Origin of the sequence: Pseudomonas sp. SJZ080 (assembly GCF_007828295.1) — a bacterium.
Classification (GTDB): domain Bacteria; phylum Pseudomonadota; class Gammaproteobacteria; order Pseudomonadales; family Pseudomonadaceae; genus Aquipseudomonas; species Aquipseudomonas migulae_A.
The window spans coordinates 14,189-38,260 of the sequence record NZ_VIUK01000002.1; the positions used below are offsets into that span (position 1 = coordinate 14,189).

The following is a 24,072-nucleotide window of genomic DNA, read 5'->3' on the forward strand; positions in this document are numbered from 1 at the left end:
CGCGACCCCTTGTGGGAGCGGGCGTGCTCGCGAATGCGGTGTGTCAGTCAACATCTCATACTGAATGACACAGCGCATTCGCGAGCAAGCCCGCTCCCACAGGGTTTTGTGTACATCGACAGATTTTCTGGCATCCTGCGCGTCCATTTTCTGACCCGGCCCGCCTTTCGGCACGCAGACCACCATGACCGCCTCTGAAAAATCCCCTGCCCCGCGCCACAGCGACTTGATTTACGGCCTCGACGACCGCCCGCATTTGACCGCCACCGTCTTCGCCGCCCTGCAACACGTACTCGCCAGTTTCGTCGGCATCATCACCCCGACCCTGATCATGGGCAGCGCCCTCGGCCTGCAAAGCGAAATCCCCTACCTGATCAGTATGGCGCTGTTCGTCTCGGGCCTGGGCACCTTCGTCCAGGCACGCCGGTTCGGCCCGATCGGCTCCGGTTTACTGTGCCTGCAAGGCACCAGTTTTTCGTTCATCAGCGTGATCCTCAGCGCCGGCTTCATGGTCAAGGCTCGCGGCGGCGGCACCGATGAAATTCTTTCGACGATCTTTGGCGTGTGTTTTTTCGCCGCGTTCATTGAAGTGGTGTTGAGCCAGTTCATCGGCAAGCTGCGGATGCTGATCACACCCGTGGTGACCGGGACGATCATCACGCTGATGGGGCTGTCGCTGATCAAAGTCGCCATGACCGATATCGCCGGCGGCTTCGGCGCGACGGATCTCGGCGCGGCCAGTCATCTGGCGTTGGCGGCATTGGTGCTGGGCACCATCGTGATATTGAACCGGGTCGACGTGCCATTCCTGCGCCTCGGGGCGATCGTGATCGGCCTGACTTTCGGTTATGTCGTCGCCTGGCTCATGGGCCACGTGGATTTCGGCAGCATGCCCGACGTGCCGCTGATGAGCGTGCCGGTGCCGTTCAAATACGGGTTCAACTTCGACTGGGTGGCGTTCGTGCCGGTGGCAGTGATTTTCCTGGTATCGCCGCTGGAGGCTGCCGGTGATCTGACCGCCAACTCGATGATTTCCCGGCAACCGGTCAAAGGTCCGATCTACATCCGCCGGATCAAGTCCGGTCTGCTCGCCGACGGTCTCAACTCGGCCATGGCAGCCGTGTTCAACAGCATGCCGATGGTGACTTTCGCGCAGAACAACGGCGTGATCCAACTGACCGGCGTGGCCAGCCGCTACGTGGCGTTTTTCATTGCCGGCCTGCTGGTGGTACTGGGGTTGTTCCCGATGATCGGCGCGGTGCTGCAACTGATGCCCAAACCGGTGCTCGGTGGCGCCGAACTGGTGATGTTCGGCACCGTGGCGGTGGCCGGCATCAAGATTCTCGCCGAAGCCGGCCTGCATCGGCGCAACATGCTGATCGTGGCGATTTCCCTCGGCATGGGCCTGGGTGTGGCGGCCGTGCCGGAGGTGCTGCGCGAGTTGCCGAAAGCGCTGCACAACATCTTCGAATCGCCGATCACCGTGGGCGCGTTGTGCGCTATCGTGCTGAATATCTTCCTGCCCGAGGAATTCATCGAGTTGGAAGAAGACGATTTCGATCCGGAAGCCTCGATACTCCAGGTCATGGAAAACCCGGACGTGCCGGCCAAAGGTGAACCCGCTACGCCTGCGGTTGTCGCACAGCTGAACCGCTAGACTCGCTCAAGGCCGAGCCACGAGGGGTTCGGCCTTTTCTTCAAGAGAGCATGTCCATGCGCAGTGTCCACGCCGTTGTCCTTTCCCTTCTTTTATTGTCCCTGAGCGCCTGCGCCCTGTTGCCCAATCGCGACCCGCTGAACATCAACGTGGTCGGTTTCGAACCGCTACAGAGTCAGGACATGGAAGTGCGTTTCGCGGTGAAAATCCGCGTACAGAATCCCAATGAAACCGCGATCCACTACAACGGCGTGGCGGTGGACCTGTCAGTCAACGGCCAGCCCCTCGCCTCCGGGGTCAGTGATCAGTCGGGCTCGATCGGGCGCTTTTCCGAGACAGTACTGACCGTGCCGGTGAGCGTTTCGGCGTTCTCGGTGCTGCGCCAGACACTGGGCCTGAGCCAGACCCAAACGCTGAACAACCTGCCTTATGTCTTGCGCGGCAAACTGGCCGGCGGCTTGTTTGGCACGATGCGGTTTACCGACAGTGGCAAGCTCAGTTTGCCGGGAGCGACGACCGGCACCTGGTAAATTCGAATCAAGGAGTTGCGCAACACATGGACGCCATCCCCACGCTGTACACCGAACGCTTGATTTTACGCCCGTTGGAATTGGCCGATGCCGACGGCATTCAACAGCAGTTCGCACACTGGAAAGTGGTGCAGTACCTGAACGCGCTCGTGCCTTGGCCCTATCCCGCTGACGGTGCCTTGACCTATTTACGCGATATTGCGTTGCCGGCGATGGCTGCGGGCAAAGAGTGGCACTGGTCGATGCGGTTGAAGTCCGCGCCGGAACAACTGATCGGCAATGTCAGCCTCATGGATGAACAGGACAACCACCGCGGATTCTGGCTGGGTCCGCCATGGCAAGGCCAGGGTCTGATGACTGAAGCCAGTGCCGCCGTGACCGAATACTGGTTCGAAACGCTCGGCCGGACGGTCCTGCGGGTGCCGAAAGCAGCGCCCAATATCGGCTCGCGCAAACTCTCGGAACGCACCGGCATGCGCTTGATCCGCACTGATGAGGGCGATTTTGTCGGCGGGCGGTTCCCCAGGGAAATCTGGGAAATCACCCGGGAAGAGTGGCTTCAGCAGCGCTGAAGATCCAGTGTGGGAGCGGCTTGCTCGCGAAGGCGGTGTGTCAGCCAACATCTTTGCTAACTGACACACCGTTTCGCGAGCAAGCCCGCTCCCACATACGTCAAGTGTTGAACCGGACACCGGGTTTGGCGCGCTCATCCACCGTCAACTCGAACACATCCGGGCGCGCATAGTGGCCGACGACGTCGAAGTCGTAACGCGCGCGGACCAGGTCGTCTGTGTCGATTTCAGCGGTGAGCAATCCGCGCGTTCCCCGCAACGGCCCGGCCAGAATATCGCCCATCGGCCCGACGATGACGCTGCCACCGGCAATCAACGGCCGGTCCGCCGGCCAGTTGGCAATCTCCACCCCGAGCGCTTGCGGCGAGTCCTGAACCTGGCAGGCGCTGACCACAAAGCAGCGGCCTTCATGGGCGATGTGGCGCATGCTGACCTGCCACATCTCCCGCTCGTCCACCGTTGGCGCGCACCACACCTCCACGCCTTTGGCGTACATCGCGGTACGCAGCAGCGGCATCATGTTTTCCCAGCACACCACCGCACCGATCCGCCCGACCTGACTGTCGATCACCGGTAACGTCGAGCCATCGCCCTTGCCCCAGATCAGCCGCTCAGTGCCGGTTGGCATCAGCTTGCGGTGCTTTGCCACCAGCCCGGCCTGCGGATCGAAATACAGCGCGGTGCAATACAACGTGTTGCCAGCGCGCTCGATCACTCCGATCACCAGTTTGGCGCCCGTACGCGCCGACAGCCCGGCCAGCGCTTCGGTTTCCGCCCCAGGCACATCGATGGCGTTGGCGAAATAACGGGCAAAGGCTTCACGCCCTTCCGGCAGGCGATACCCCAGTTGGGTGCCAAACCCCTCACCTTTCGGGTATCCGCCCAGCAACGCTTCGGGCATCACCACCAGCGCCGCGCCGGACTCAGCAATGGCGTTTTCATACGAGAGGATCTGTTCCAGCGTCTCGGCCTTACCGCCGGGCAAGGCGCCTATTTGCAGTGCAGCAACGATTGACTTGGGCATCGCGGTCACTCCGTTCATATCAGGTGTTGCTCATTCTCAGGCGCCACGGGATCATGAATAAAGACCAACCTGCTTATGAATGATATGAATCAAATGAATATCGCCACCATCGATCTCAATCTGCTCAAAGTCTTCGAAGCCTTGCATGAAGAGTCCAGCGCCAGCCGTGCGGCGTTGCGTCTGGGCGTGACGCAATCGGCGGTCAGCGCGGCATTGCGCCGGCTGCGCGAGGTGTACGGCGATCAATTGTTCGTACGCACAGGACGAGGCCTTGCGCCGACGCTCAAGGCCAATCAGTTGAAACCGGTGATCAGCGATGCCCTGAACAAATGCCGACAGAGCCTGGCGATGGTCGATCCGACCACCGATCACTACGACGGCCGCTCGGTCACGGTCGGTTTGTCAGATGATTTCGAAATCGCCTACGGGCGTCGCTTGATCGAGGAAATCGCCCGCTGCGCGCCGAAGCTACGGCTGATCTTCCGTCAGACTCACAGTCAGATCGTCGCGCAGGCGCTAATGGAACGCAGCATCGATCTGGCCATCACGGCCGGCGGATTTGCCGAACGGTTGCTCAGTCGTCAGGTGCTGGGTGAAGGCGATTATCTGTGTCTGGTCGACCCGATCAGTCTGGTCGAGGGACAGCACACCCTAGACCTTGAGGCGTTCGTCACCCGTGAACATATTCTGGTGTCATCGGGTGGCTTTATCGGGATCACCGACGAAGGGCTGGCCGCGTTGGGCCTGAGCCGGCGGGTCTGCGCTTCGACCACGCATTTCGCAGCGTTGCCGCATTTGCTCAAGGGCAGTCAGGCGGTGGCGACCATTCCGGCGCATGCCGCTCGAAGCCTTGCAGCACTCACCGGGCTGGCGCTGCTGCCCTGCCCTTTGGCGTTGCCGCGCTACCCGATCGAACTGGGCTGGCGCACCAGCACTCAGCTCGATCCGGTGGTGTTGAAAGTGCGGGAGGCGATTGTCGCGATTTTTGCGTGAGGTTCGGCCTTACTTGGCCGCCATCAACCGATTGACTTCACTGCGCACCATGTTCGCGAATTCCGGGGGCGACATGCCGTCGAGTTCGGAACGGACCCATTCGGCCCATTTGCCTTTGCGCTTGGCGCGCTCGCCGAACAACCGCGCAGCCTCGCCCTTGGCTTTGCCCAGGTTGTTTTGCCAGAGTTCGAACAGACGGGATTTCTCGTCTTCAAGCGCTGCGCGCTCGGCAAGGGGTTTGTCGGCCAGATTGAAGCTCATGGGGAATTACCTGCTGCGTAAATAGGCGACATCTTACACTGTAGGAAGAAATGTCCTGCGCTGGATTTTTCTACAGGATGGCGTTCGGGCGCAAAATCACTGCAACTTTTACCGTTGCGGCGAACTCCATTGTTCACTGCTTATTCACTTGCAAGGAGTACCTCATGGCCCGGAAAACTGCCGCACAAGTCGCCGAAGACCAAATCAAGGACCAGGCTTTCAGCGAACTTCAGTCGCTGATTGAAGAGTCGGAAAAGCTGCTCAAGAGCAGCGCGTCACTGGTCGGCGAAGAAGCCGACACGCTTCGCGGACAAATCGCCCAGAAACTCCAGCAGGCACGGGACTCGGTCACCCGCGTTCGAGACCGGACCCTTCCGGCGGTCGAAGCCACTGAAACCTACATTGGCGGGCATCCATGGCAGACCGTGGCCATTTCCGCCGGGTTTGGTCTGGTCGTCGGGTTGTTGCTGGGCCGGCGTTAAGCCCGCGATATCAAGTATTGAAATACGGTCCCTGTAGGAGCCGGCTTGCTGGCGATAGCGGACAATCAGCCGACACCTGCATCGACTGATCCGCGGCCATCGCCAGCAAGCCGGCTCCTACAGAGTCAGTGCCTCGACGCTACATTCCGGCCAACTCCCGCAAATTCGCCAGCGTCTCCGCGTCCAGCTGAATACCATTCACGCCGGACTTCGCCCGCTGATGATGGCGTCGATCACCCGGCAACCGCTTAAGTCCCACACCGTGCATCTGCCGCACCAGCTCCTGACTGCGCTCGGCAAAGTTCTGCCCGGCGGCCTTGCTCGGATCGATCACGATCAACAGTTGGCCGGTCCATGGTGTTTTCGCACCCGGGTGGTTCTTCCAGTCGAACTCGAACGAGAAGTTGCCGCCGGTCAACGCCGCCGCCAACAGCTCCACCATCATCGACAGCGCCGAACCTTTATGCCCGCCAAACGGCAGCAACGCTCCGCCTTCAAGAATCGCTTTCGGGTCCTGAGTCGGCTGACCGAGGCCATCCACGCCCATGCCCGCCGGCAAACGCTCACCCTTGCGTGCGGCGATCTGCACATCGCCGTGGGCAATGGCACTGGTGGCCAGATCGAAGACGATCGGCTCACCGTCCGCTCGCGGGGCGGCGAAGGCGATCGGGTTGGTGCCGAACAGCGGACGATCGGCGCCGTGCGGCACCACGCAGGTCATGCTATTGACCACGCTCAACGCCACCAGCCCTTCATAGGCGAACGGTTCGACATCCGGCCACAACGCCGCGAAGTGATGGGAATTACGAATCGCCAACACCGCAATCCCTGCGCTTCGAGCCTTTTCCACCAACAAGGCGCGGGCAGCGGCGAGCGCCGGTTGAGCGAAACCGTTGCCGGCGTCGACCCGGACAAAACCCGACGCCACGTCCTCGATCACCGGCACGGCCTTACCATTGACCCAGCCGCTTTTCAGCGTCGACACATAACCGGGAATACGGAACACGCCATGGCTGTGGGCACCATCGCGTTCGGCGCCGGCACAGTTGAGGGCCAGCGTCCTGGCGACATCGGCAGAGGTGCCGTGACGCAAAAAAATCTGTTCAAGCAAAACAACGAGCGCGTCGAAATCGAGAGTGTTGGCGGCCATTTCGGGTGTAGCGGTCATCTGAAGCTCCAGTTTTATTTTTGAGTACGGGCAACAGGGTGAAACGAGGTTGCAACGCAACCGAAAACAGTCGTCGATTAAGCGCTGTTTTACCGGCGTGCTGTCAAGTCTTGACCGCCTGTTCGACACAAGCAATATGTACCGCACCGAAGCCTTTCAACGACCGTACTGTTTTTCCTCAATCCAATCGCTCGCGATTCACAGCCGATCGCAGCACATCGAGGAAAAACATGAACGAACCCTCATTGCCCTATTTTTTCGACGAGGCAGAACGCGCCTCCAATGCCAGGCAGCCCGGTGATCGCGAAAAAGCGTTGACCTTCACGATGGACGACCTGAAGTGGCTGAAAAACGTGTACCTGGCCACCCACGCTGCCCGTATCGCGCAAAAAAAAGATGCCATGCACGTCTACCAGTTACTGCTGAGCGTAACGGGCAAGACGGATATCCCACTGGCCGGGGCTTTCGCCATGAGCCGCCCCGACGGCGCAGAGGTAACGCTCTATACACCGTGGAAAGGCCTGATCAAATTCGCAGACATGGCTGATCTCAAAAGCAAACTCAAGCAGTGGCTGGCGCAGGCCACTGGAAAGCGAGAACTGCTGCGCTTCCTGTCCATCGATCAACGCTGCGCTTTACCGGATCCTCTTGCGCTGGATATCTCCACCAAAGAGATTGAAGGAGCCGTGTTTCCGAATCAGGAGCAAATCCTCGGACACAACCAGGAGCAAAACATCAAGACGATGCTGAGCGAGCTGGTCAAGACGCCGACATTGCAATCGATGCTTGATCAGACGCTCCAGAACGCGTTACGCCAAGTGTTTCCCAAACTGGACCAACGACTGACTCAACTGAAGAGCTTTATCAACACGGTTTCTGCCTTCGATGACGACGATTATCTCCATACGATTTCCTCGTCATCACTGAGCGATGCGCTTATGCATTTCTACCTGACCAATCAGTGGCCCGCGGGTGTTTCCAGGGTCTTCGCCCATCCCGAACACGGCGTGAGCAGCGACGCCGACAACCATGCCTGGGAAAGCACGGTCAAAGAGGTCGCGCAGAGCTTTACGCCCCATTTGCACAGCCTGCTCGACTCATTCTGGAACACGCCCATGAGCAATGGGCTTTCACCTTTCGCGTATTTCAGCGAGAGCATGCGCGATACCTTTCACTACAAACTGTTGCTCCTGCGTCAGCAAGGCACTTTAACGACGCAGGAATACCTGCCATTGATGAGCGCCAGCTTCGCGTCTGCCGCGGCCAATCCTTTACGCATCGAAAAAGTGCGGGTTACCGCGCCCTTCAAGCATTTTGTCGAGTTGGCTTCGACCTTGATGATCGGGAGCACCGACACCCTGGGTTTCCTGTACACCCAGTCCAGAGGCATCGAGGCGACGAGCAATCTGCCCACAGTCAAAAACATCGTGCTGCAAATGATGAAAAGCGAGGGGCATGAAGACACGCTGCTCAATTTCATGTCACTGGACGAACGCGCCACCTTTCTTGCGCTGGCACCGGATGATCGCGTCATCGAGGGTCAACCGATCATCGGCTCGGTGTTTGAACAACTCATGACCGACATCCTTGGCAAGCAACGGGATAACCTTGGCCATGCCTTGAGCCGCTTCCGCGACAGCGAAGGCACACTGGACCCTCATGCGTTGATCGACAAGGCACTGGATGTCCGCGGATTGATCGATGATCGACTGCTGAGCACCGATGCCTCAGGACGCTGGAGTACACGAGTGGACCAGCGCTGGAGCGCGCAGCCGGCTACCGTGCGCGCCGAGTCGGCCAAAGCGGAGTTGGCACTGCTCGACTCTGTTGAGAAGGCTCTCGATCAAGTCCTCGAAAACCACCCCGCGATTCCCGCCACAACCGAATCTGTAGCCGATGCACAAAACCTTGTCGCGTCTTCCCTGGCGAGTCTGCAATCGAGTTTTACTCATACCTTGTCGACGGCATTACGCAGTGAACTGAAGCTGCGGGCTGTTACGCGAACCCTCGGTGCGACGGAACAAGCGATCATCAAAACCGTACTCGACTCTCCGGTGCACTTGCAGCGCGCAGCATTGAGCGGTTTTTTGCCGGACGTATTTTCCCTGGCGCTGAAGGCAAGCGACGCCACGGACCCGTTGAAGCTGGCCAGTTGTTTTGTCCTGACTGAACGAGGAGGCCTGGACCCATTGAACTCCGGCAAGGCGATTTTATGGACGCCTGCGTTGGGGTTTGAAGCCTTCAACTCGTTGAAACCGCTGCAAAGCGAACTCGATCGACGCCTCAAGGACGACAATCATCGCTCAATTCTTCTCGAGAATCTGGGGCGTAGCGAGCGCTTGGCCGGCAGGACTTACACCCTGGCACCGCTGCAACGGGTGTTCGGGTATTTTTTCGATCACTTGCAAAAACCCTTTGTCCATCTGGATCAGCCAAACGTCGCCAGCGCACTGGCGACGCCGCTCTCTGCCGGGCCGCTCGCATGGCTTTTGGACCTGGTGGCGCTACGTTCACCGTTGACGGGTCTGCGCGGCGCGAACGACATTGCCCGCTCCCTGACCACTCAGCAAAAACTGCCCGCATGGCTGGCCAGAGCGTCCATCAAAGATCTGATGCTGCATGGCGAACTGCTCCAGCAATACCTTGATAACGTCAAGGACGACCAGGACTACCTGACAGGCCTGCGCTCGTTACAGCGCACGACTCATCAGGCACTTGAAGACAAACTCAAGGCAGACGACTTCAACATCGATCCGGACAACGTCCAGGTCCAGATCAGCGCACGCCCCACCACTGCAGCCAGCACCCAGACCCTGACTGAATTTGCACTGTCGCCGATCAAGGAGGTGGATCAGAGTCTTTTCAAACTGATTTCGCTTGATACGACTGTGATTCCCGAGGGGATGGACGAGCGCTACATTAAGGACCTGATACGAGATCTCAAACCGAGCGAGCAACAACAGAAAATACTGAGCGAAGCCCTTGCAGACACGCCGGCAAACGCGGATCGCCGAAAGCGGTTTTACACGCAGTTACCCTGGCAATTGATGCACTACGCCCACACGGAAAAACTGCAGGAACGCCTGAGCGAAACCGGCTTCGATCTGGTATGCCAAGTCATGGACATGCCCGACGCCATCGCCCGTGCGGCAGTCGACGGTGCCCGCGCGATCATCCGTCCCCTTGAATTCCTGGGTGTCAGGAAGGGACAGACAGTCAAAGTCCCAGGCATCTATCTGATTGGCTCATCGGCCGAGAACACAACGCGGCAGGTGCTGGTCGCACCTCACAGTCCTCGGCACGGGATAAAAGAATACGAAAACGAAACACAGCTGCTGACAGAACTGAAGACGCACGGTGGACTGCTCGACTGGGTCCTCATGAACCTGGAGAATCCTGACCGGATAATGCTGGAGACCCGGATGGCGACGCGCACGAACCGGGTTGCGAGAGCCACGCAGGAGACCACTGACACCCCCGTGACGAAAGTTACACTGGCGTCCCATCCCATCAAGGGGCACCTGTTCGGGCAGCTTCTCAATGACAACGTCGCGTTGTTGGGCCGATTGCTCGGTTGTCAGTCCGATGACAGAAAGCAGAGCGAGTGGGCAACCATCAAGCACGTGCTGGGCGAAGACCTGCACGAGGCGTATTCGTTTTTCATGGGCAAACTCGCCTACCCCGTCACGGTATGGCGCAGTTATCGTGACATCAAGCAATCAGCCGAGGACCTGCAAACCCACAAATGGGCGGCGGCCATCAGGGAATTCATCAGCGGTATCGCACAACTTGCCTCACTGCGCGGATCGCTGGAAACACAGGCACAGCCGTCTATCGCGCCTGCTGCACCGGTACCACACACGCCTGTCGCACGCGGCAAATGGAAGGACATCGACATCACCGCGCCCGAACGTACCCGCTTGAAACGTCATGAAAATATCAATGTCGACCTGAGTTCGCTGAAACACGACTCAACAACCGGGCTCTACACGCATCCGACAACAAAACAACTCTACGGGCCGGTTGAAGGCAAAGTGTATCCAGTCGCCAGACACGGCACGCACTGGCGCATCAGCGATGAAAAAACCCGTGGTCCTCATCTGATTCTAAACACCTCGAAGCAATGGGAACTGAACAGGGAAGCATCAGCGCCCCGCTTCGGCCTCGCCAACCGTTTGCAGACCAGGCTCTCGGTCTGGGAAAGCATGAATGTCGACGCCCGTGGAATGCCGCAGATCCGTCGAGTGTTTCCGCAAAGGGCCCGACAGATAGACGAAGCGCTGGACCTGGCAACCACTTATGCCTGGAACAGTTTTCGTAACCTGCAATTGTTGAAAACTCCTGGCGGCACGGTCACTCCAGCGCATCAACTCATCATGGACTTTATCCATGTGCCTACCGTATTGCCCGAACATGTGGAAAAGCTCGAAAAAGTGGTAGGCGATATATTTGCAGCCCTGCTGGACCCTACGCTCAGAAAGCAGGACTCCAGTCGCTTGGCGATCGGCAGGGTGGTTGAGGACGAGGACAATATTTTCGCCTTCACCGTTGCAACAGACATAAAGAATAAAATCTATCTGGCAGAAAAATTCTTCTCCCCCAAGTTCGATTACTACCGTGAGCATCTTTCCGACGGGGCCTTCCCTGTTGACACCCATTCACGAGCAGCGACTCTTATTCATGAGCTGTCGCATATCTCCTGCCAGACTGCCGACATCGCCTATCTCGATTCCGGCAGGCCCTTCGTCGATCTGATAGGTACGGGCAGCCCTCGCGCCCGTGAGCTGAAAGAGGCATTGGCCGAACTTCAAGGCACCGCTCTGTCAGTCAAGACGCCCTACACTCAGCTGTTTATGAACCGGGATACCGATACAGGCGTATGGGAAGAGCTGGGGAGCACTTCTTATGAAGAAACCGACCATATCAAGGAGCGTGTCCTTGCCTTGACCGGTGCAGACAACCTCAGCGGTGCCCGTACTGTTTTCAAGAATAACTCACTGATCCGACTCGATGTGCTGCTCGCCAATGCCGACAGCGTGGCCTGGTTGATCAGTCATCTCGGACGTCAGTTACACGTCGATACCCCTTGATTACAGAAAATAAACAGGCGTTTGATGGGTAAATGCCATGACGGCTGTTCTCGCAGACTGCCCTCAAGGTTAGAATGCAGGAAATCAGGATGAGTCAATGACCGACAGCCCTTTCTCACAAGCCGACTATGACGCCGTCACCGATGCCGCTGCGCACTGGTGCATGCGTCTTCATGCCAGCGATTGCACTGCGCAAGAGCGCCAAGCCTTCGAGCAGTGGCGGGACGCGCATCCGCTGCATGCGTTCGAGTACGAGGCGATGCTGGAGATCTGGGAAGTCGCCGAAGATTTGCCGCGTCTTGAGACCGTCGTGCCCATCACTCGCGCCAAGCCTGCAACGCCTTGGCGCACCGTTGGCATTGCCGCCGCCGTTTGCGCCCTGGCGTTGCCACTGGCGGCGTACAGTGGCTGGAACCTGGGTTTGCTGCCCAATTCGTACCAGCATTTCGAGGCCGGCAACGCAATCCGCCAGATCACCCTGAGCGATGGCAGTCAGGTCGAGTTGAACCTGGGCACCGAACTGACCTTCAGCAATTACAAGGATCAGCGCCGGGTTACGCTGGAGAAGGGCGAAGCGTTTTTCAGTGTCAGCCACGACGCCACCCACCCTTTTATCGTCAAGGCGGCGGACGGCAGGATTCGGGTCACCGGGACCAAATTCAACGTCTGGATGTATGAGGATCAGGTGCGCGTGAACCTGATTGAAGGTTCGGTGCTGGTCAGCAGCAACGATGACTTGCCGGGCGATGGTTTGCGTCTGGAGCCATCCATGCAGGCGCGTTATAAACACGGCGACTTCACGCCGCAAATCAGCCAGACCTACGCCAATGACACATCGCTGGCCTGGCGCCACGGCAAACTGGTGCTCGATGACCTGGCGTTATCCGAAGCCCTGCCCCTGATCAATCGCTATCTGGAAAACCCCGTGATGGTGGCCGACAACAGCACCGGCGCGATCCGCCTCGGCGGCATCTACAACATCAAGGAACTTCACAGCCTGGTGGCGACGCTGCCCAGGGTGTTGCCGGTCTACCTGACTCGCAACAAGGACGGCAATCCGGTTCTCAACTCCATTCCGCAACAAACCCCGAAAAGCTGAAAAGGCCGCCACCCTTGCGGGGTGCGGCCTTTTTTCATCGTTCTAGCACCGTTTTACTTTTTGGCCACCTTCCCGGCTTTTTCATCCTGTTCACGGATCGTCTGCACCTGATAGTGCGGGTCCGACGTGATCTGCTGCTCGGTGAACGGCAACACGCTCAACTGTTTCTTCGAGAAAGCCAGCGTCTGGTCATTGGCATGTTTCGACGCCGGGTCGCTGGACAGCGAAAACGCCAGTAGCCCCTTGGCCTGCGGCCCCTTGTCGTCGAAGGTCACCACCTGCAAGTAGCTGGTGCCGCTGACCACCTCGCGTTTGCCATCGGTTCTCGGCACGCTCTGAATGGCGTTGTAAACGCCCAGTGTGCCTGGCCCGCCATGAATCGGCGTCTGCTGGCCGCCGCTGCTCACCACCTGGATATCGCCCCACCGACTGTCGGGCTTGAGCCCCGACTTGCTGACCCGTTCTACCGACGCCAGCATCGCCTCACGCAAGGCCTTCGCAACCTCCGGACGATCGACCGCCAGGCCCCGCGGTGTGTATTGCGGATCTTTCGGATCGAACGCGACCCGCCAGACATCCGGCGTTTCCTGCAATGATTCCATGACGTTCTGGAAATGGACAAAACCAAGGCCGCTGTCCAGATTTGCACTGCGATCCCAGGCCTTCAGGCTGGCACACAGCGGTGTGAGCGTCGGCGCATCGGCGCCCAGGTCCGCCGCGCAGAATTGCAGCAGGTCCGGCATGACTTGCGCCGCCTGATACACCTGATCGTCCATCACCATCCGTTGCAGATCCGCCGCCCCGATCGGGCCGGCCTTGTTCAACGTGCCGAGGCGATCCAGGGCAAAGCGTGAACGCAGCCCCAACGGCTGACCGTCCTGGCTGATCAACGGCGAGAAGCCGGTGAGCGGCTGCGCCGGGTTGGCCATCCATGCCGAATCGTTGGAGTGCTGCACGAAGTCCTTGCGCAGCAGTTGTGGCAATTTGTCCGATGCATAGATGCCTTTTTGCGCCGCCGCCGGGTCGATGTCCCAGGCACAGGCGCTGCTGGAACCGTCGAGCACGATCAGTTCCAGTCCGGCCCGTGGATCGCTGCATTGGGCCAGTTTGTCGGCATTGACGTTCGGCACCACCGACAGGTTCATGTACAGCGTCTGGCCCTGATCGTCCGCCGCCAGGGTGTTGACCCACGGGATGCCCTGGATTTTGTGGACCGAGGCCTGCAATTCCTTGAGGCTGACCGCGCGGTTCATCGCATACCACTGCTGCAGCACCCGGTCGTTATCGAGGTTGGCGTCGCGCAGGCTGTAGGCGAACTGGTTATCCCAATCCAGTTTTCCAGGCCATTGCACAATCGGGCCGAACTGCGAGCTGTAGACCACGTGCGAAACCGCACGGGTCTGCCCGTCAGGCTGTTTCACGTTCATGGTCACGGTCTGCTGCTTCATCGGCAACGACTTGCCGTCGAGCAGGTAGCGGGTCGGATCCTTCGGATCGAGTTGCAGGCGATACAGGGTGAAATGCTTGGACGAATCCACGGTGTGGGTCCAGGCCAGGTGTTGATTGAAGCCGATGTTGATCATCGGCAGGCCGGGTAACGCAGCGCCCATCACGTCCAGCTTGCCGGGAATGGTCAGGTGCATCTGATAGAAACGCATCCCGCCGACCCAAGGGAAATGCGGGTTGGCCAGCAACATGCCACGGCCATTGAACGAGCGCTCGCTGCCCACCGCGACGGCGTTGCTACCGCGATCGAGGGCGAAGCGCTGCCTGCGCACATCGGCGACCTGGAAAGACGCTGACCCGCCTGAGTTTCCAGCGACGGCTTTGGGCGGCGTGGCGCCGGCCAGTGCTTCGGCAAACTGCCCGACGCCGCCTTCGACCAGCAGGCGACGGGTCAACTTGACCAGGTCCTGGGCGGTGATGTCCCGCACCCACTCGCCCTGGCATTGCTGCGGCAAACCTTGTGCGCGACGTTCCGTCAGCGAACGGTTGTAACCCGCCACATACCCTTCAATGAGGTCGCGGACTTCCGGCGTTTGTGCCTGCCAAAACGCAGAGACGGCTTGCGGTGTATTCAGCCAGTTGAAGAAGACATCGCTGACCTGGTTTTCGCGTTCTTCGACCGTGAACTGCTCCGGGCCGAAGTACCGTGAACGTTCGCCGTTCACCGTGGTGATTTCGTTGGCCAACAGGCACAAATTGTCCTGAGCGTAGGCGTAGCCGATGCCATAGCCCAGACCACGCTCGTTTTCAGCGCGAATGTGCGGCACGCCGAAGCTGGTCCGGCGGATATCGGCCGTCGCCGGGTCCGGCTGGCTGCGCGCGTTTGCCGCAAGACTCAAGCCCACCAACACAGCGGCAAGGCTCAATCGGGTTAATTGCCTGGTAATAATCACACTCGCTCCTGATGCCATATGCCTATGTAGGAGCGAGCTTGCTCGCGATGGACGTAGGGGCAACGCGTTCACCCAGGCATTACGCGTCATCGTGAACGTCCATCGCGAGCAAGCTCGCTCCTACAAGGGAACGAAATTCAGGAAAAAAATTTAGGGCGCTAAAGGGCGTTTCTGCGCGGGTTTACAAGCTTCTGACGTGATGGCGACAAAATTTCTACATCTGAGCCTTCATGATTTGAGTAGCTCGTACGTCTTATTGGTAAGAGCACCCAACACATCTTTCCGGTTCAGGCTCTGAAAAGGAGTTTTTGCATGTACAACTCGCAACTGCCAACGGACGGTAGTACTGCGCCAATGGGCACTTCCCTGAGCTCGGGCCTGTTCACTCAGCGCACCGAACGTCACGGCAACGAACGGATCCGGATTCTGCTCAAGAGCTTTGGCCTGCGCACCAGCCTGATCCGCCTGAAAGTCATCGATGCCTTGCTGACCGCCGCCGACAGCGACCGCAGCCTGGGGGTGCGCGGTGTGCACAGCCACCTGCTGGAGCTGGATATTCCCCTGTCCTTTCTCAGTGTGCGCGAAGTGTTGAAGCGTTTGTGCAGCGAAGGCGTGATTACGCTGAACGCGGACAAGAGCTACAGCCTGCATCCGCAGGCTGCCGCCGTTCTACACGGCGAGTAATGGTACCGGCGGGCGTCGTTCAGGGTTTGACCTTGCGGCGCATCACGCCATTGATCACCACCACGATCACCGCCACGCCAATGGCGATGTACTGAAACAGCTTTTCGCTGATGACCCCGGCATTCTGCAAATACGAAAGGCCAAACATGATCCCCAGCACCACCAGGGAGATCAGAATCGAGTATTTCAAACGTTGCGACTGGGTCATTGCCCTTTTCCTTAAACAAAAAGCTTAAACATAAGCCTGAACGTGAACCTGGAAAATGTATCCGGTTTGTATCCGGATGCATGCCAAGCCCCTACCGTTTTTCGGGGATGCGGCGCTGCAAACGGGGTCTCATGTTACAGCCGATGAAGCCTTTTGGCTTCATAGCGGCGATAACCATGAGGATTTTGAAATGTTCCGTCGAATCACACTGCTGATTCCCCTGCTTGCCCTGCTTTCCCTGAGCGGCTGCATTATTTTTCCCCACGGCGGCTGGCACGGCGGCCACCATTACGACGGCCGTGGCGGACCCGGTTACTACCAGCATCGCTGAGGTTTTTCAGCGCGCTGACTGATCCCTGAAAAAGTCATTTCCCGGCTGCGCGCAAAGCTCGATCATCCAGTCAACGAACACCCGTACCCGCCGCGACAACTGACGGTGAGGAGGATAAAGCGCCGTCAACGGCATCCCCGGTGGCGGCAAGTCCCTCAGCACTTCGATCAAATCCCCCTCCCTGATACGCCGGGCCACGTGATAGTACGGCGCCTGCACCAACCCATATCCGGCCTCGCACGCCGCCAGATACCCATCGGCACTGTTGACCGAGACATGCCTGGGCAAATTGACCGGTTGTTGCTGGCCATCGACGACAAATTCCAGCCCGTAGCGTTTGCCGTTGCTGGCGACGTACTCCACCATTTGATGCCCCGCCAGATCGGCCAAACCGTGTGGCGTGCCGTGACGCTGCAAATAGTCGGGGCTGGCGCAGGTCACCTGGTCCAGCATCACCAGCGGCCGCGCCACCAGTGAGTCATCGAGCGCCGCGCCGCCGCGCAACACGCAATCGACACCTTCGCGAATCAGGTCGACAGGCCGGTCATTCAAACCGATTTCCACTTCGATCAAGGGATAGCGGGCGGTGAATTGCGGCAATGCCGGAATCACCACCAAACGCCCTATGCCCGCGGGCATGTCCACGCGTAACAGACCTTTGGGGTTGTGCCGCGCCGCAGAGAACACGGCTTCGGTTTCCTCAAGGTCCGCCAGCAACCGCACGCAGCGAGGGTAATAGGCAGCGCCGTCGAGGGTCAGGCTGATCTGCCGCGTGGTGCGCTGCAGCAGTTGCACCCCCAGGTGGCTTTCCAGTTGCTTGATCAGAATGGTCACCGAGGCGCGGGGAATCTGCAGGCTGTCCGCCGCTTTGGCAAAGCCGCCCAGCTCGACGATTCGGGTGAACACGCGCATGGCGTTGAAACGATCCATTGTGGTCTGCCCCGGCTAATTATTTAGAAATCATGAATAGTGATAGCAGTTTTAGCCGGTTTATCTCATTTCTGTCGAGACCGACAATGGGCTTCACATTCACAGGGAGCTGATTTCATGCAAACACGTCAACTGGGCAAGAACGGTCCACAGGTCAGTGCAATCGGTCTGGGCTGCATGGGCATGACCGATTTCTACACGACAGGCGTCGACACCCGCGAGGCCACGGCCACCCTGCACCGGGCGCTGGAACTGGGCATCAATCTGCTCGACACCGCCGACATGTACGGCCCGCATACCAATGAAGAGCTGATCGGCAAGGCCATCGTCGGCAAGCGCGATCAAGTGTTTCTGGCGAGCAAGTTCGGCATCGTGCGCGACCCGCAAGATTCAACGGCCCGCGGGGTCAACGGCCGACCGGACTACATTCGCACCTCCATCGACGGCACCCTCAAGCGCCTCGGCGTCGAGACACTGGATTTGTATTACCAGCACCGTATCGACCCGCAAGTGGCCATCGAGGAAACCATCGGCGCCATGGCCGAACTGGTAAAGGCCGGCAAGGTGCGTTACCTGGGATTGAGCGAGGCATCGGCGGCGACGCTGGAACGGGCGAACAAGGTCCATCCGATCAGCGCGCTGCAAAGCGAGTACTCGTTGTGGAGCCGTGACCAGGAAGAAAACGGCTGTCTGGCCACGTGTCAGCGGCTGGGTATCGCCTTTGTGCCTTACAGCCCGTTGGGCCGGGGGTTTCTGACCGGCGCACTGAAAAGCGCCGATGATTTTGCGGCAGATGACTACCGCCGTTTCAGCCCCCGTTTTCAGGGCGATAACTTCGCGAAAAACCTGATGCTGGTGCAGCAGGTTCAGGACCTGGCGGCAGAAAAAGGCGTGACGGCGGGCCAACTTGCGCTGGCGTGGGTCCTGGCTCAGGGTGATTACCTGATCCCGATTCCGGGGACCAAACAGCGCCGGTATCTGGAAGAGAACGTGGCGGCGCTCGAGGTCAAACTCAGCCGCGAAGAGTTGCACGCGCTGGAAGCCATCTTCCCGGCGAACGCCACCGCCGGTTTGCGTTACCCGGAAGAAGTCATGAAGTTGCTTGACCGTTGATCTGCAACTGGCCCGTTCGGTGATCTGAACGGGCCAGCCCCCTCTACCGCTCGTCACCCCGCCCCAATCTTGCACGTTCGTACCTAAAGCTCGACATCTGCAGGCCGATAGCCCTTTGAAGCGCCGAAATATTCCAATAAGAACGCTGCTAAAAAGGACCCGGCTCCATGCCCGTATTCCGCACCATTCAGGCCCGCTACACACTGTTTCTGGTCCTGTTCATTCTGCTGCTTTCCATTCTCACTGTGGTCGGGATCAGCCAGTTGGTCGCGCCGAAACTGCGCCACACCGAAGAACAAGTGGCCCTCAATCGCATCGCTGAAGTCGCCGAGCAGATCCAGGGCGAACTGAACAAGGTTCAGGCACAACAACGCAGCATCACCCAGACCATTCCTCTGCTCGACAGCGCCGCCATCGACACCGTTCTGCCGGGGCTGGTCGATCAGTACGGCGAACTGAAAGTCTTCGGCGGCGGCATCTGGCCCCTGCCCGGCCAGCGTGAAGCCGGGCGCAACAAATTCAGCACCTTCTGGCACCGCGATGCCTCGGGCAAGCTGGCGGTGAATACGTTCTGGAACAGCGACGCCGCGCCCAACTATTACGACCAGACCTGGTACAAGGGCGGCATGCAAACCCCGCGCGGACAATGCGCCTGGGCGGCGGCTTATAAAGATGACGCCAGCGCCGAGCCACGTACCAACTGCGCCATGGCCATTCAGAAAAACGGCGCAGCGTATGGCGTGTCGACCATCGACGTGACCCTGGGCTTCTTCAACGATCTGGTGGCACGCAAGGAAAAAGACCTCGGCGCCGAAATGCTGATCGTCGAAGCCGACGGCAAGATCATCAGCAACAGCTCGCGCATCAGCGGGCCGATCGTGCTGAAGAACATCAGTGAACTGGCCGGCAATTCGCCGTTCGCCGGTCAAGTGAAGGCTGGCCTGCAAAACCGCGATCAGGCTCAGCGCGTCGAATTCGACAACAACGGCGAAGGCAGCACCTTTTTCATGCGCCCGATCGAAGGTACGCCGTGGTTCCTTGCCACCGCCCTGCCGACCAGGCTGATCACCGCCCAGCGTGACGATGTGCTCAGTACCCTGAGCCTGCTGCAGATCCCGATGGTGATCCTGCTGGTGTTGCTGCAAATCTACGCGATCCGCCAGTTGGTCCAGCGCATGAAAGCCCTGAAGGCCAATATCGACGCGCTGTCTGCCGGTGACGCCGACCTGACCAAACGCATCACCATCCGCGCCGAAGATGAACTGGGTGCCATCGGCCACTCGGTCAACGCCTTCATCGCGTACCTGCAAAACATGATCGGTGAAGTCACCCAGGCCACCGGCGCCATGGCGTCCAGCCTCGACAACCTGCAACGCACGTCGGCGCACACCAGTCAGATTCTGGTACGTCACGCCTCGGAAACCGACCAGACCGTCACCGCCATCACTGAGATGAGTTCCACCGCCGAAAGCGTGGCGCAGAATGCAGCCGAAACCGCAGCTTTCACCCAACGCGCCAACGCAAACGCCGACCGTTCGCGGGTGGTCGTGGGCGAAGCCTCCAGCAGTGTGATAGCCCTGATCGACGAAGTGGCCAGCGCCACGCACAAAGTCGAAAGCATGCAGCAGGACGCGCAACGCATCACCGAGATTCTCGGGGTGATCGGTGCCATCGCCGGGCAAACCAACCTGCTGGCGCTGAACGCCGCCATCGAAGCCGCTCGCGCCGGTGAACAAGGTCGCGGTTTCGCGGTGGTGGCCGATGAGGTCCGCGCCCTCGCCGCCCGCACCCAGGCCAGCACCTCGGAAATCAACGAGATGCTCACGCGCCTGACCCAAGGCGTCAGTTCGTCGGTCAGCGCAATGGAAAACACCCAGGCCAGCTGCCAGTCGGCGGCCGATGCCACGGCGCGGGTCAACACCGGGCTGGATGAAATGGCCGGCTCCGTCAGCCACATCAACAGCCTCAGCACCCAGATCGCCACCGCCGCCGAACAGCAAAGCGCGGTGACGGAGGAGATCAACCGCAGCATGGTGCAAATCCGCCACATGGTGGATGAACTGGTGAAAAGCGGTCAGGCGAGCGAGCTCAATACCCGGCAGTTGCTTGAGGCCAACACACGCGTCAGCGCGATCATGGGACGCTTCAAAGTCCGCTGATTAGCTGAGGGCGAGCGCAAGACTTTTGTGTACACATCCATTGTTGTGGTGATGACGGCGAGTCACTGTAGGCGCCGGCTTGCTGGCGATGGCGACCGTTCAGTCGCTAGACATATCGACTGACCCGCCGCCATCGCCAGCAAGCCGGCTCCTACAGAGGGCGCGTATGCTGTTGATTTTCTCCACCCGCCAAAGCCTGTGCAACATAGAATCAGCCACAAGCTCAGCATTAATTCGAAACAATCTCGCCGCTCTTTACCGGCTAAAATAGTCAGAATGCCTCTTTTTTTGACCGCCATCCGAGTCGAGATCCCTCCATGCGAACCCATCTGCGTCTGGTCGCCCTGAGCGCCCTGTTCATTTCTTCCCTGGCCCAGGCCGCCGACCTGATCCCGATTGAAGTCCACCGTGACGCCAACTGCGGCTGCTGCAAAAAATGGATCAGCCACCTGGAGGCCAACGGTTTCAAGGTCGAGGATCACGTTGAAACCAACATGAGCGAATTCAAGCAACAGCACGGCGTGCCACCACGCCTGGCGTCCTGCCACACCGGTTTGATCAATGGCAAGTTCGTCGAAGGCCATGTCCCGGCCGATCAGGTGCTGGCCCTGAGCAAGCGCAATGATCTGTTGGGTGTGGCGGCCCCCGGCATGCCGATGGGTTCACCGGGCATGGAAATGGACGGCATGAGCGATGCTTATCAGGTCATCGGCCTGAAAAAGGACGGCACTGATGTGGTGGTGGCGGACTACCCAGCCCATTGATGTTCGGTGCGTACATCGGCCTGTTCTTCGCCGCGTTCGGTGCGGCGACCCTGTTGCCATTGCAATCCGAAGCACTGCTGGTGGGGTTGTTGCTCAGCGAGCAGTATTGGCTCTGGTCGCTGCTGGCGGTCGCGACCTTGGGCAATGTCCTCGGTTCGCTATTCAACTGGTGGCTGGGGCGCGGTATCGAGCGGTTTCGCGACCGGCGCTGGTTTCCGGTCAGCCCGCAGCATCTCGAAAAGGCCAGGGTTCATTATCAGCGCTACGGCCATTGGTCATTGTTGCTGAGTTGGGTGCCCGTTATCGGTGATCCGCTGACCCTGGTCGCCGGGGTGATGCGCGAGCCGCTCGGGCGCTTCCTTGTGATCGTGACCCTCGCCAAAGGCGCTCGCTATGGCGTACTGGCCCTGGCGACGCTGGGCTGGATGAGTTGAACGATCATTCGCCGTGATTGCCTGTGTTTAATGTCGCCCTAATCATGTCGATCCAGCATCGGCCGATTTCCTGTGGAGTTTACCCATGCCCCTCGCCCGCTCCCGTTGGCTTCCCAGCCTGCTGCTGACCGCCGCACTGCCCGTCATCGCTGCCGAAGGCCCGGAATACGGACCGGAGCTGCAAGGCTTCGAGTATCCCTACACAGTCAAGCATTTCGCCTTTGAGTCCCAGGGCAAATCCCTGCAAATGGGCTACATGGACGTCGCCGCCCATGGCAAGGCCAACGGACACAGCATTGTGCTCATGCACGGCAAGAATTTCTGCGGTGCCACCTGGGACACGTCGATCAAGGCCTTGAGCGACGCTGGTTACCGGGTCATCGCCCCCGACCAGATCGGCTTCTGCACCTCCAGCAAACCGGACAACTACCAGTACAGTTTCCAGCAACTGGCGACCAACACCCAACAACTGCTCAAAGCCCTCGGCATCCAGAAAGCGACCCTGCTCGGCCATTCCACCGGCGGCATGCTCGCGACCCGTTATGCACTGCAATATCCCGAGCAGGTTGAACAACTGGCCTTGGTCAACCCTATCGGCCTGGAAGACTGGAAAGCCCTGGGCGTGCCCTATCGCACGGTGGATCAATGGCATGAACGTGAGCTGAAACTGACCGCCGATGGCATCCGTACCTATGAACGCAACACTTACTACGGCGGTCGCTGGAAACCCGAATTCGATCGCTGGGTGGACATGCTCGCCGGCCTGAACAAAGGACCCGGACACAAGCAAGTGGCGTGGAACTCGGCGCTGATCTACGACATGATCTTCACCCAGCCGGTGTACTACGAGTTCAAGGACCTGAAGATGCCGACGCTGTTGCTGATCGGCACGTCCGATACCACGGCCATCGGCAGCGACATCGCTTCGCCCGAGGTCAAGGCGAAAATCGGTCACTACGGCGTGCTCGGCAAACAAGTCGCGAAGCTGATCCCCCGGTCGACGCTGGTCGAGTTCCCCGGCATGGGCCATGCGCCGCAAATGGAAGAACCCGAGAAATTCCACCAGGCCCTCCTCGCCTGGCTGAACAAAACCAACCCCGTTCGTTGATGAGGTAAGGCTGATGGCAGTGCAGATCGCGGTAATCGATGACTGGCAGGATGTGGCACGCAATGTCGTGGACTGGTCGGCGCTGGACGCCATTGGTCAGGTTGATTTTATCCACGATTACCCGGCTGACAACGAGACGCTGGCCGTACGCCTGGGCGAGTTCGAAGTGATCTGCGTGATGCGCGAACGCACCCGGTTCGACGAGGATTTGCTGCGCCGGCTACCGAAACTCAAACTGCTGGTCACCGGTGGCATGCGCAACGCTGCGCTCGACCTCAAAGCCGCTGCAGCCCTCGGCATTCAGGTCAGTGGCACCGACAGCTACAAACACGCCGCGCCGGAACTGACCTGGGCGTTGATCATGGCCGCGACCCGCAACCTCGTGGTGGAAGCCAATGCCCTGCGCGCAGGACTTTGGCAACAAGGTCTGGGAGGCGACCTGCACGGCAAGACCCTGGCGATTCTCGGTTTGGGCAGCATCGGCCAGCGGGTCGCGCAGTTCGGTCAGGCGTTCGGTATGCGGGTAATTGCCTGGAGTGAGAACCTGACCGCCGAACGCGCTGCCGCAGCCGGCGTGACCTATGTGAGCAAACAGGAACTGTTCGAACAGGCCGACGTGCTGTCCGTGCATCTGGTGCTCAGCGACCGCAGCCGCGGATTGGTCGACGCGCAGGCGCTGGACTGGATGAAGCCAACAGCACTGCTGGTCAACACCGCACGCGGGCCGATTGTCGATGAAGCGGCGCTGATCAAGGCACTGCAGAAAAAGCGCCTCGCCGGGGCGGCGCTGGATGTGTTCGAGCAGGAACCCTTACCGGCTCATCACCCGTTCAGAACGTTGGAAAATGTGTTGGCGACGCCGCATGTCGGGTATGTCAGCCAGCAGAATTACCATCAGTTCTTTTCGCAGATGATCGAGGATATTCAGGCCTGGTCTGCCGACAAACCGATTCGGTTGTTGGGTTGACACATCCCCCCTGTGGGAGCGGGCGTGCTCGCGAAAGCAGTGTGTCATTCAACAATGATGTTGGCTGATCCACCGCTTTCGCGAGCAAGCCCGCTCCCA

At 59.4% G+C, this 24,072-nt stretch carries 21 protein-coding genes; 15 read left to right on the top strand and 6 right to left on the bottom strand.

The features are described 5' to 3' along the window. Positions 1-184: 184 nt before the first annotated feature. The 3 genes from FBY04_RS02530 to FBY04_RS02540 are packed head-to-tail and all read left to right on the top strand — an operon-like array spanning position 185 to position 2,759. On the top strand, positions 185-1,657 hold the full coding sequence (locus FBY04_RS02530) for a nucleobase:cation symporter-2 family protein (RefSeq protein WP_145314416.1): 1,473 nt from the start codon (positions 185-187) through the stop codon (positions 1,655-1,657). A gap of 56 nt (positions 1,658-1,713) precedes the next feature. After that, positions 1,714-2,187: an LEA type 2 family protein gene (locus tag FBY04_RS02535; protein ID WP_084321576.1), complete on the top strand. Its 474-nt coding sequence runs from the start codon at positions 1,714-1,716 to the stop codon at positions 2,185-2,187. A 26-nt stretch (positions 2,188-2,213) separates the two neighbouring features. Beyond that, entirely contained in the window at positions 2,214-2,759 is a 546-nt protein-coding gene (locus FBY04_RS02540) for a GNAT family N-acetyltransferase (protein ID WP_145314417.1), read from the top strand. 100 nt (positions 2,760-2,859) lie between these two features. Here the strand turns inward: FBY04_RS02540 and FBY04_RS02545 are convergent, their stop codons facing one another. After that, a complete protein-coding gene (locus tag FBY04_RS02545; RefSeq protein ID WP_145314418.1) occupies positions 2,860-3,783 on the bottom strand; it encodes a carbon-nitrogen hydrolase family protein in 924 nt (307 codons plus the stop codon). 84 nt (positions 3,784-3,867) lie between these two features. On the opposite strand from FBY04_RS02545, the gene FBY04_RS02550 reads away from it, so the two are divergent. Continuing rightward, positions 3,868-4,776 carry a LysR family transcriptional regulator gene (locus FBY04_RS02550; protein WP_145314670.1) on the top strand — a complete coding sequence of 303 codons (909 nt, stop codon included), beginning with the start codon at positions 3,868-3,870 and terminating at the stop codon, positions 4,774-4,776. A 9-nt stretch (positions 4,777-4,785) separates the two neighbouring features. Here FBY04_RS02550 and FBY04_RS02555 read toward each other — a convergent pair whose 3' ends face one another. Next, positions 4,786-5,037: a hypothetical protein gene (locus tag FBY04_RS02555; protein ID WP_007937833.1), complete on the bottom strand. Its 252-nt coding sequence runs from the start codon at positions 5,035-5,037 to the stop codon at positions 4,786-4,788. A gap of 164 nt (positions 5,038-5,201) precedes the next feature. Between FBY04_RS02555 and FBY04_RS02560 the strand changes: the two genes are divergently transcribed. Beyond that, positions 5,202-5,519, top strand: coding sequence for a YqjD family protein (locus tag FBY04_RS02560; RefSeq protein ID WP_084321573.1), 318 nt, complete (start codon positions 5,202-5,204; stop codon positions 5,517-5,519). 139 nt (positions 5,520-5,658) lie between these two features. Here FBY04_RS02560 and FBY04_RS02565 read toward each other — a convergent pair whose 3' ends face one another. After that, positions 5,659-6,687 (bottom strand): Ldh family oxidoreductase, encoded by a 1,029-nt coding sequence (locus tag FBY04_RS02565; protein WP_084321572.1) that lies wholly within the window; start codon positions 6,685-6,687, stop codon positions 5,659-5,661. A 230-nt stretch (positions 6,688-6,917) separates the two neighbouring features. Here FBY04_RS02565 and FBY04_RS02570 point away from each other — a divergent pair, with 230 nt between their 5' ends. Next, positions 6,918-11,777 (top strand): dermonecrotic toxin domain-containing protein, encoded by a 4,860-nt coding sequence (locus tag FBY04_RS02570; protein WP_145314419.1) that lies wholly within the window; start codon positions 6,918-6,920, stop codon positions 11,775-11,777. A gap of 97 nt (positions 11,778-11,874) precedes the next feature. Continuing rightward, a complete protein-coding gene (locus FBY04_RS02575; protein ID WP_145314420.1) occupies positions 11,875-12,876 on the top strand; it encodes a FecR family protein in 1,002 nt (333 codons plus the stop codon). 53 nt (positions 12,877-12,929) lie between these two features. On the opposite strand, the gene FBY04_RS02580 is transcribed toward FBY04_RS02575, so the two are convergent. Continuing rightward, positions 12,930-15,275: an acylase gene (locus FBY04_RS02580; protein WP_145314421.1), complete on the bottom strand. Its 2,346-nt coding sequence runs from the start codon at positions 15,273-15,275 to the stop codon at positions 12,930-12,932. Between the two features lie 312 nt (positions 15,276-15,587). Here FBY04_RS02580 and FBY04_RS02585 point away from each other — a divergent pair, with 312 nt between their 5' ends. After that, entirely contained in the window at positions 15,588-15,959 is a 372-nt protein-coding gene (locus FBY04_RS02585; RefSeq protein ID WP_145314422.1) for a fe2+ zn2+ uptake regulation protein, read from the top strand. A 19-nt stretch (positions 15,960-15,978) separates the two neighbouring features. Here the strand turns inward: FBY04_RS02585 and FBY04_RS02590 are convergent, their stop codons facing one another. After that, the gene (locus FBY04_RS02590) at positions 15,979-16,167 is read right to left on the bottom strand and encodes a hypothetical protein (RefSeq protein ID WP_008024801.1); all 189 of its coding nucleotides are present in this window, start codon (positions 16,165-16,167) and stop codon (positions 15,979-15,981) included. Positions 16,168-16,357: 190 nt separating this feature from the next. Between FBY04_RS02590 and FBY04_RS32285 the strand changes: the two genes are divergently transcribed. Further along, positions 16,358-16,498, top strand: a complete 141-nt coding sequence (locus tag FBY04_RS32285; protein ID WP_017338653.1) for a hypothetical protein — start codon at positions 16,358-16,360, stop codon at positions 16,496-16,498. A gap of 6 nt (positions 16,499-16,504) precedes the next feature. Here FBY04_RS32285 and FBY04_RS02595 read toward each other — a convergent pair whose 3' ends face one another. Continuing rightward, positions 16,505-17,428, bottom strand: coding sequence for a LysR family transcriptional regulator (locus FBY04_RS02595; protein ID WP_145314423.1), 924 nt, complete (start codon positions 17,426-17,428; stop codon positions 16,505-16,507). Between the two features lie 117 nt (positions 17,429-17,545). On the opposite strand from FBY04_RS02595, the gene FBY04_RS02600 reads away from it, so the two are divergent. The 6 genes from FBY04_RS02600 to FBY04_RS02625 all read left to right on the top strand — a co-directional run bounded on the left by FBY04_RS02600 (position 17,546) and on the right by FBY04_RS02625 (position 23,973). Beyond that, a complete protein-coding gene (locus FBY04_RS02600; protein WP_145314424.1) occupies positions 17,546-18,541 on the top strand; it encodes an aldo/keto reductase in 996 nt (331 codons plus the stop codon). Positions 18,542-18,708: 167 nt separating this feature from the next. Beyond that, positions 18,709-20,700 carry a methyl-accepting chemotaxis protein gene (locus FBY04_RS02605; RefSeq protein ID WP_084321565.1) on the top strand — a complete coding sequence of 664 codons (1,992 nt, stop codon included), beginning with the start codon at positions 18,709-18,711 and terminating at the stop codon, positions 20,698-20,700. 317 nt (positions 20,701-21,017) lie between these two features. Continuing rightward, complete coding sequence (locus tag FBY04_RS02610) at positions 21,018-21,464, top strand: DUF411 domain-containing protein (protein ID WP_084321564.1); 447 nt, start codon at positions 21,018-21,020, stop codon at positions 21,462-21,464. Next, positions 21,464-21,898, top strand: coding sequence for a YqaA family protein (locus FBY04_RS02615; protein ID WP_145314425.1), 435 nt, complete (start codon positions 21,464-21,466; stop codon positions 21,896-21,898). Before FBY04_RS02610 ends, FBY04_RS02615 begins: the two co-directional genes overlap by 1 nt. An 85-nt stretch (positions 21,899-21,983) precedes the next feature. Next, a complete protein-coding gene (locus FBY04_RS02620; protein ID WP_145314426.1) occupies positions 21,984-23,006 on the top strand; it encodes an alpha/beta fold hydrolase in 1,023 nt (340 codons plus the stop codon). Between the two features lie 13 nt (positions 23,007-23,019). Then, entirely contained in the window at positions 23,020-23,973 is a 954-nt protein-coding gene (locus FBY04_RS02625; RefSeq protein ID WP_145314427.1) for a D-2-hydroxyacid dehydrogenase family protein, read from the top strand. The last annotated feature ends 99 nt before the right edge of the window (positions 23,974-24,072 follow it).

Coding starts and splice junctions, on each gene's coding strand:
- FBY04_RS02570 (WP_145314419.1), top strand. CDS start 6,918: ATGAACGAACCCTCATTGCCCTATTTTTTCGACGAGGCAGAACGCGCC.
- FBY04_RS02620 (WP_145314426.1), top strand. CDS start 21,984: ATGCCCCTCGCCCGCTCCCGTTGGCTTCCCAGCCTGCTGCTGACCGCC.
- FBY04_RS02565 (WP_084321572.1), bottom strand. CDS start 6,687: ATGACCGCTACACCCGAAATGGCCGCCAACACTCTCGATTTCGACGCG.
- FBY04_RS02575 (WP_145314420.1), top strand. CDS start 11,875: ATGACCGACAGCCCTTTCTCACAAGCCGACTATGACGCCGTCACCGAT.
- FBY04_RS02595 (WP_145314423.1), bottom strand. CDS start 17,428: ATGGATCGTTTCAACGCCATGCGCGTGTTCACCCGAATCGTCGAGCTG.
- FBY04_RS02610 (WP_084321564.1), top strand. CDS start 21,018: ATGCGAACCCATCTGCGTCTGGTCGCCCTGAGCGCCCTGTTCATTTCT.
- FBY04_RS02585 (WP_145314422.1), top strand. CDS start 15,588: ATGTACAACTCGCAACTGCCAACGGACGGTAGTACTGCGCCAATGGGC.
- FBY04_RS02625 (WP_145314427.1), top strand. CDS start 23,020: ATGGCAGTGCAGATCGCGGTAATCGATGACTGGCAGGATGTGGCACGC.
- FBY04_RS02550 (WP_145314670.1), top strand. CDS start 3,868: ATGAATCAAATGAATATCGCCACCATCGATCTCAATCTGCTCAAAGTC.
- FBY04_RS02555 (WP_007937833.1), bottom strand. CDS start 5,037: ATGAGCTTCAATCTGGCCGACAAACCCCTTGCCGAGCGCGCAGCGCTT.
- FBY04_RS02615 (WP_145314425.1), top strand. CDS start 21,464: ATGTTCGGTGCGTACATCGGCCTGTTCTTCGCCGCGTTCGGTGCGGCG.
- FBY04_RS02545 (WP_145314418.1), bottom strand. CDS start 3,783: ATGCCCAAGTCAATCGTTGCTGCACTGCAAATAGGCGCCTTGCCCGGC.
- FBY04_RS32285 (WP_017338653.1), top strand. CDS start 16,358: ATGTTCCGTCGAATCACACTGCTGATTCCCCTGCTTGCCCTGCTTTCC.
- FBY04_RS02605 (WP_084321565.1), top strand. CDS start 18,709: ATGCCCGTATTCCGCACCATTCAGGCCCGCTACACACTGTTTCTGGTC.
- FBY04_RS02590 (WP_008024801.1), bottom strand. CDS start 16,167: ATGACCCAGTCGCAACGTTTGAAATACTCGATTCTGATCTCCCTGGTG.
- FBY04_RS02530 (WP_145314416.1), top strand. CDS start 185: ATGACCGCCTCTGAAAAATCCCCTGCCCCGCGCCACAGCGACTTGATT.
- FBY04_RS02600 (WP_145314424.1), top strand. CDS start 17,546: ATGCAAACACGTCAACTGGGCAAGAACGGTCCACAGGTCAGTGCAATC.
- FBY04_RS02560 (WP_084321573.1), top strand. CDS start 5,202: ATGGCCCGGAAAACTGCCGCACAAGTCGCCGAAGACCAAATCAAGGAC.
- FBY04_RS02535 (WP_084321576.1), top strand. CDS start 1,714: ATGCGCAGTGTCCACGCCGTTGTCCTTTCCCTTCTTTTATTGTCCCTG.
- FBY04_RS02540 (WP_145314417.1), top strand. CDS start 2,214: ATGGACGCCATCCCCACGCTGTACACCGAACGCTTGATTTTACGCCCG.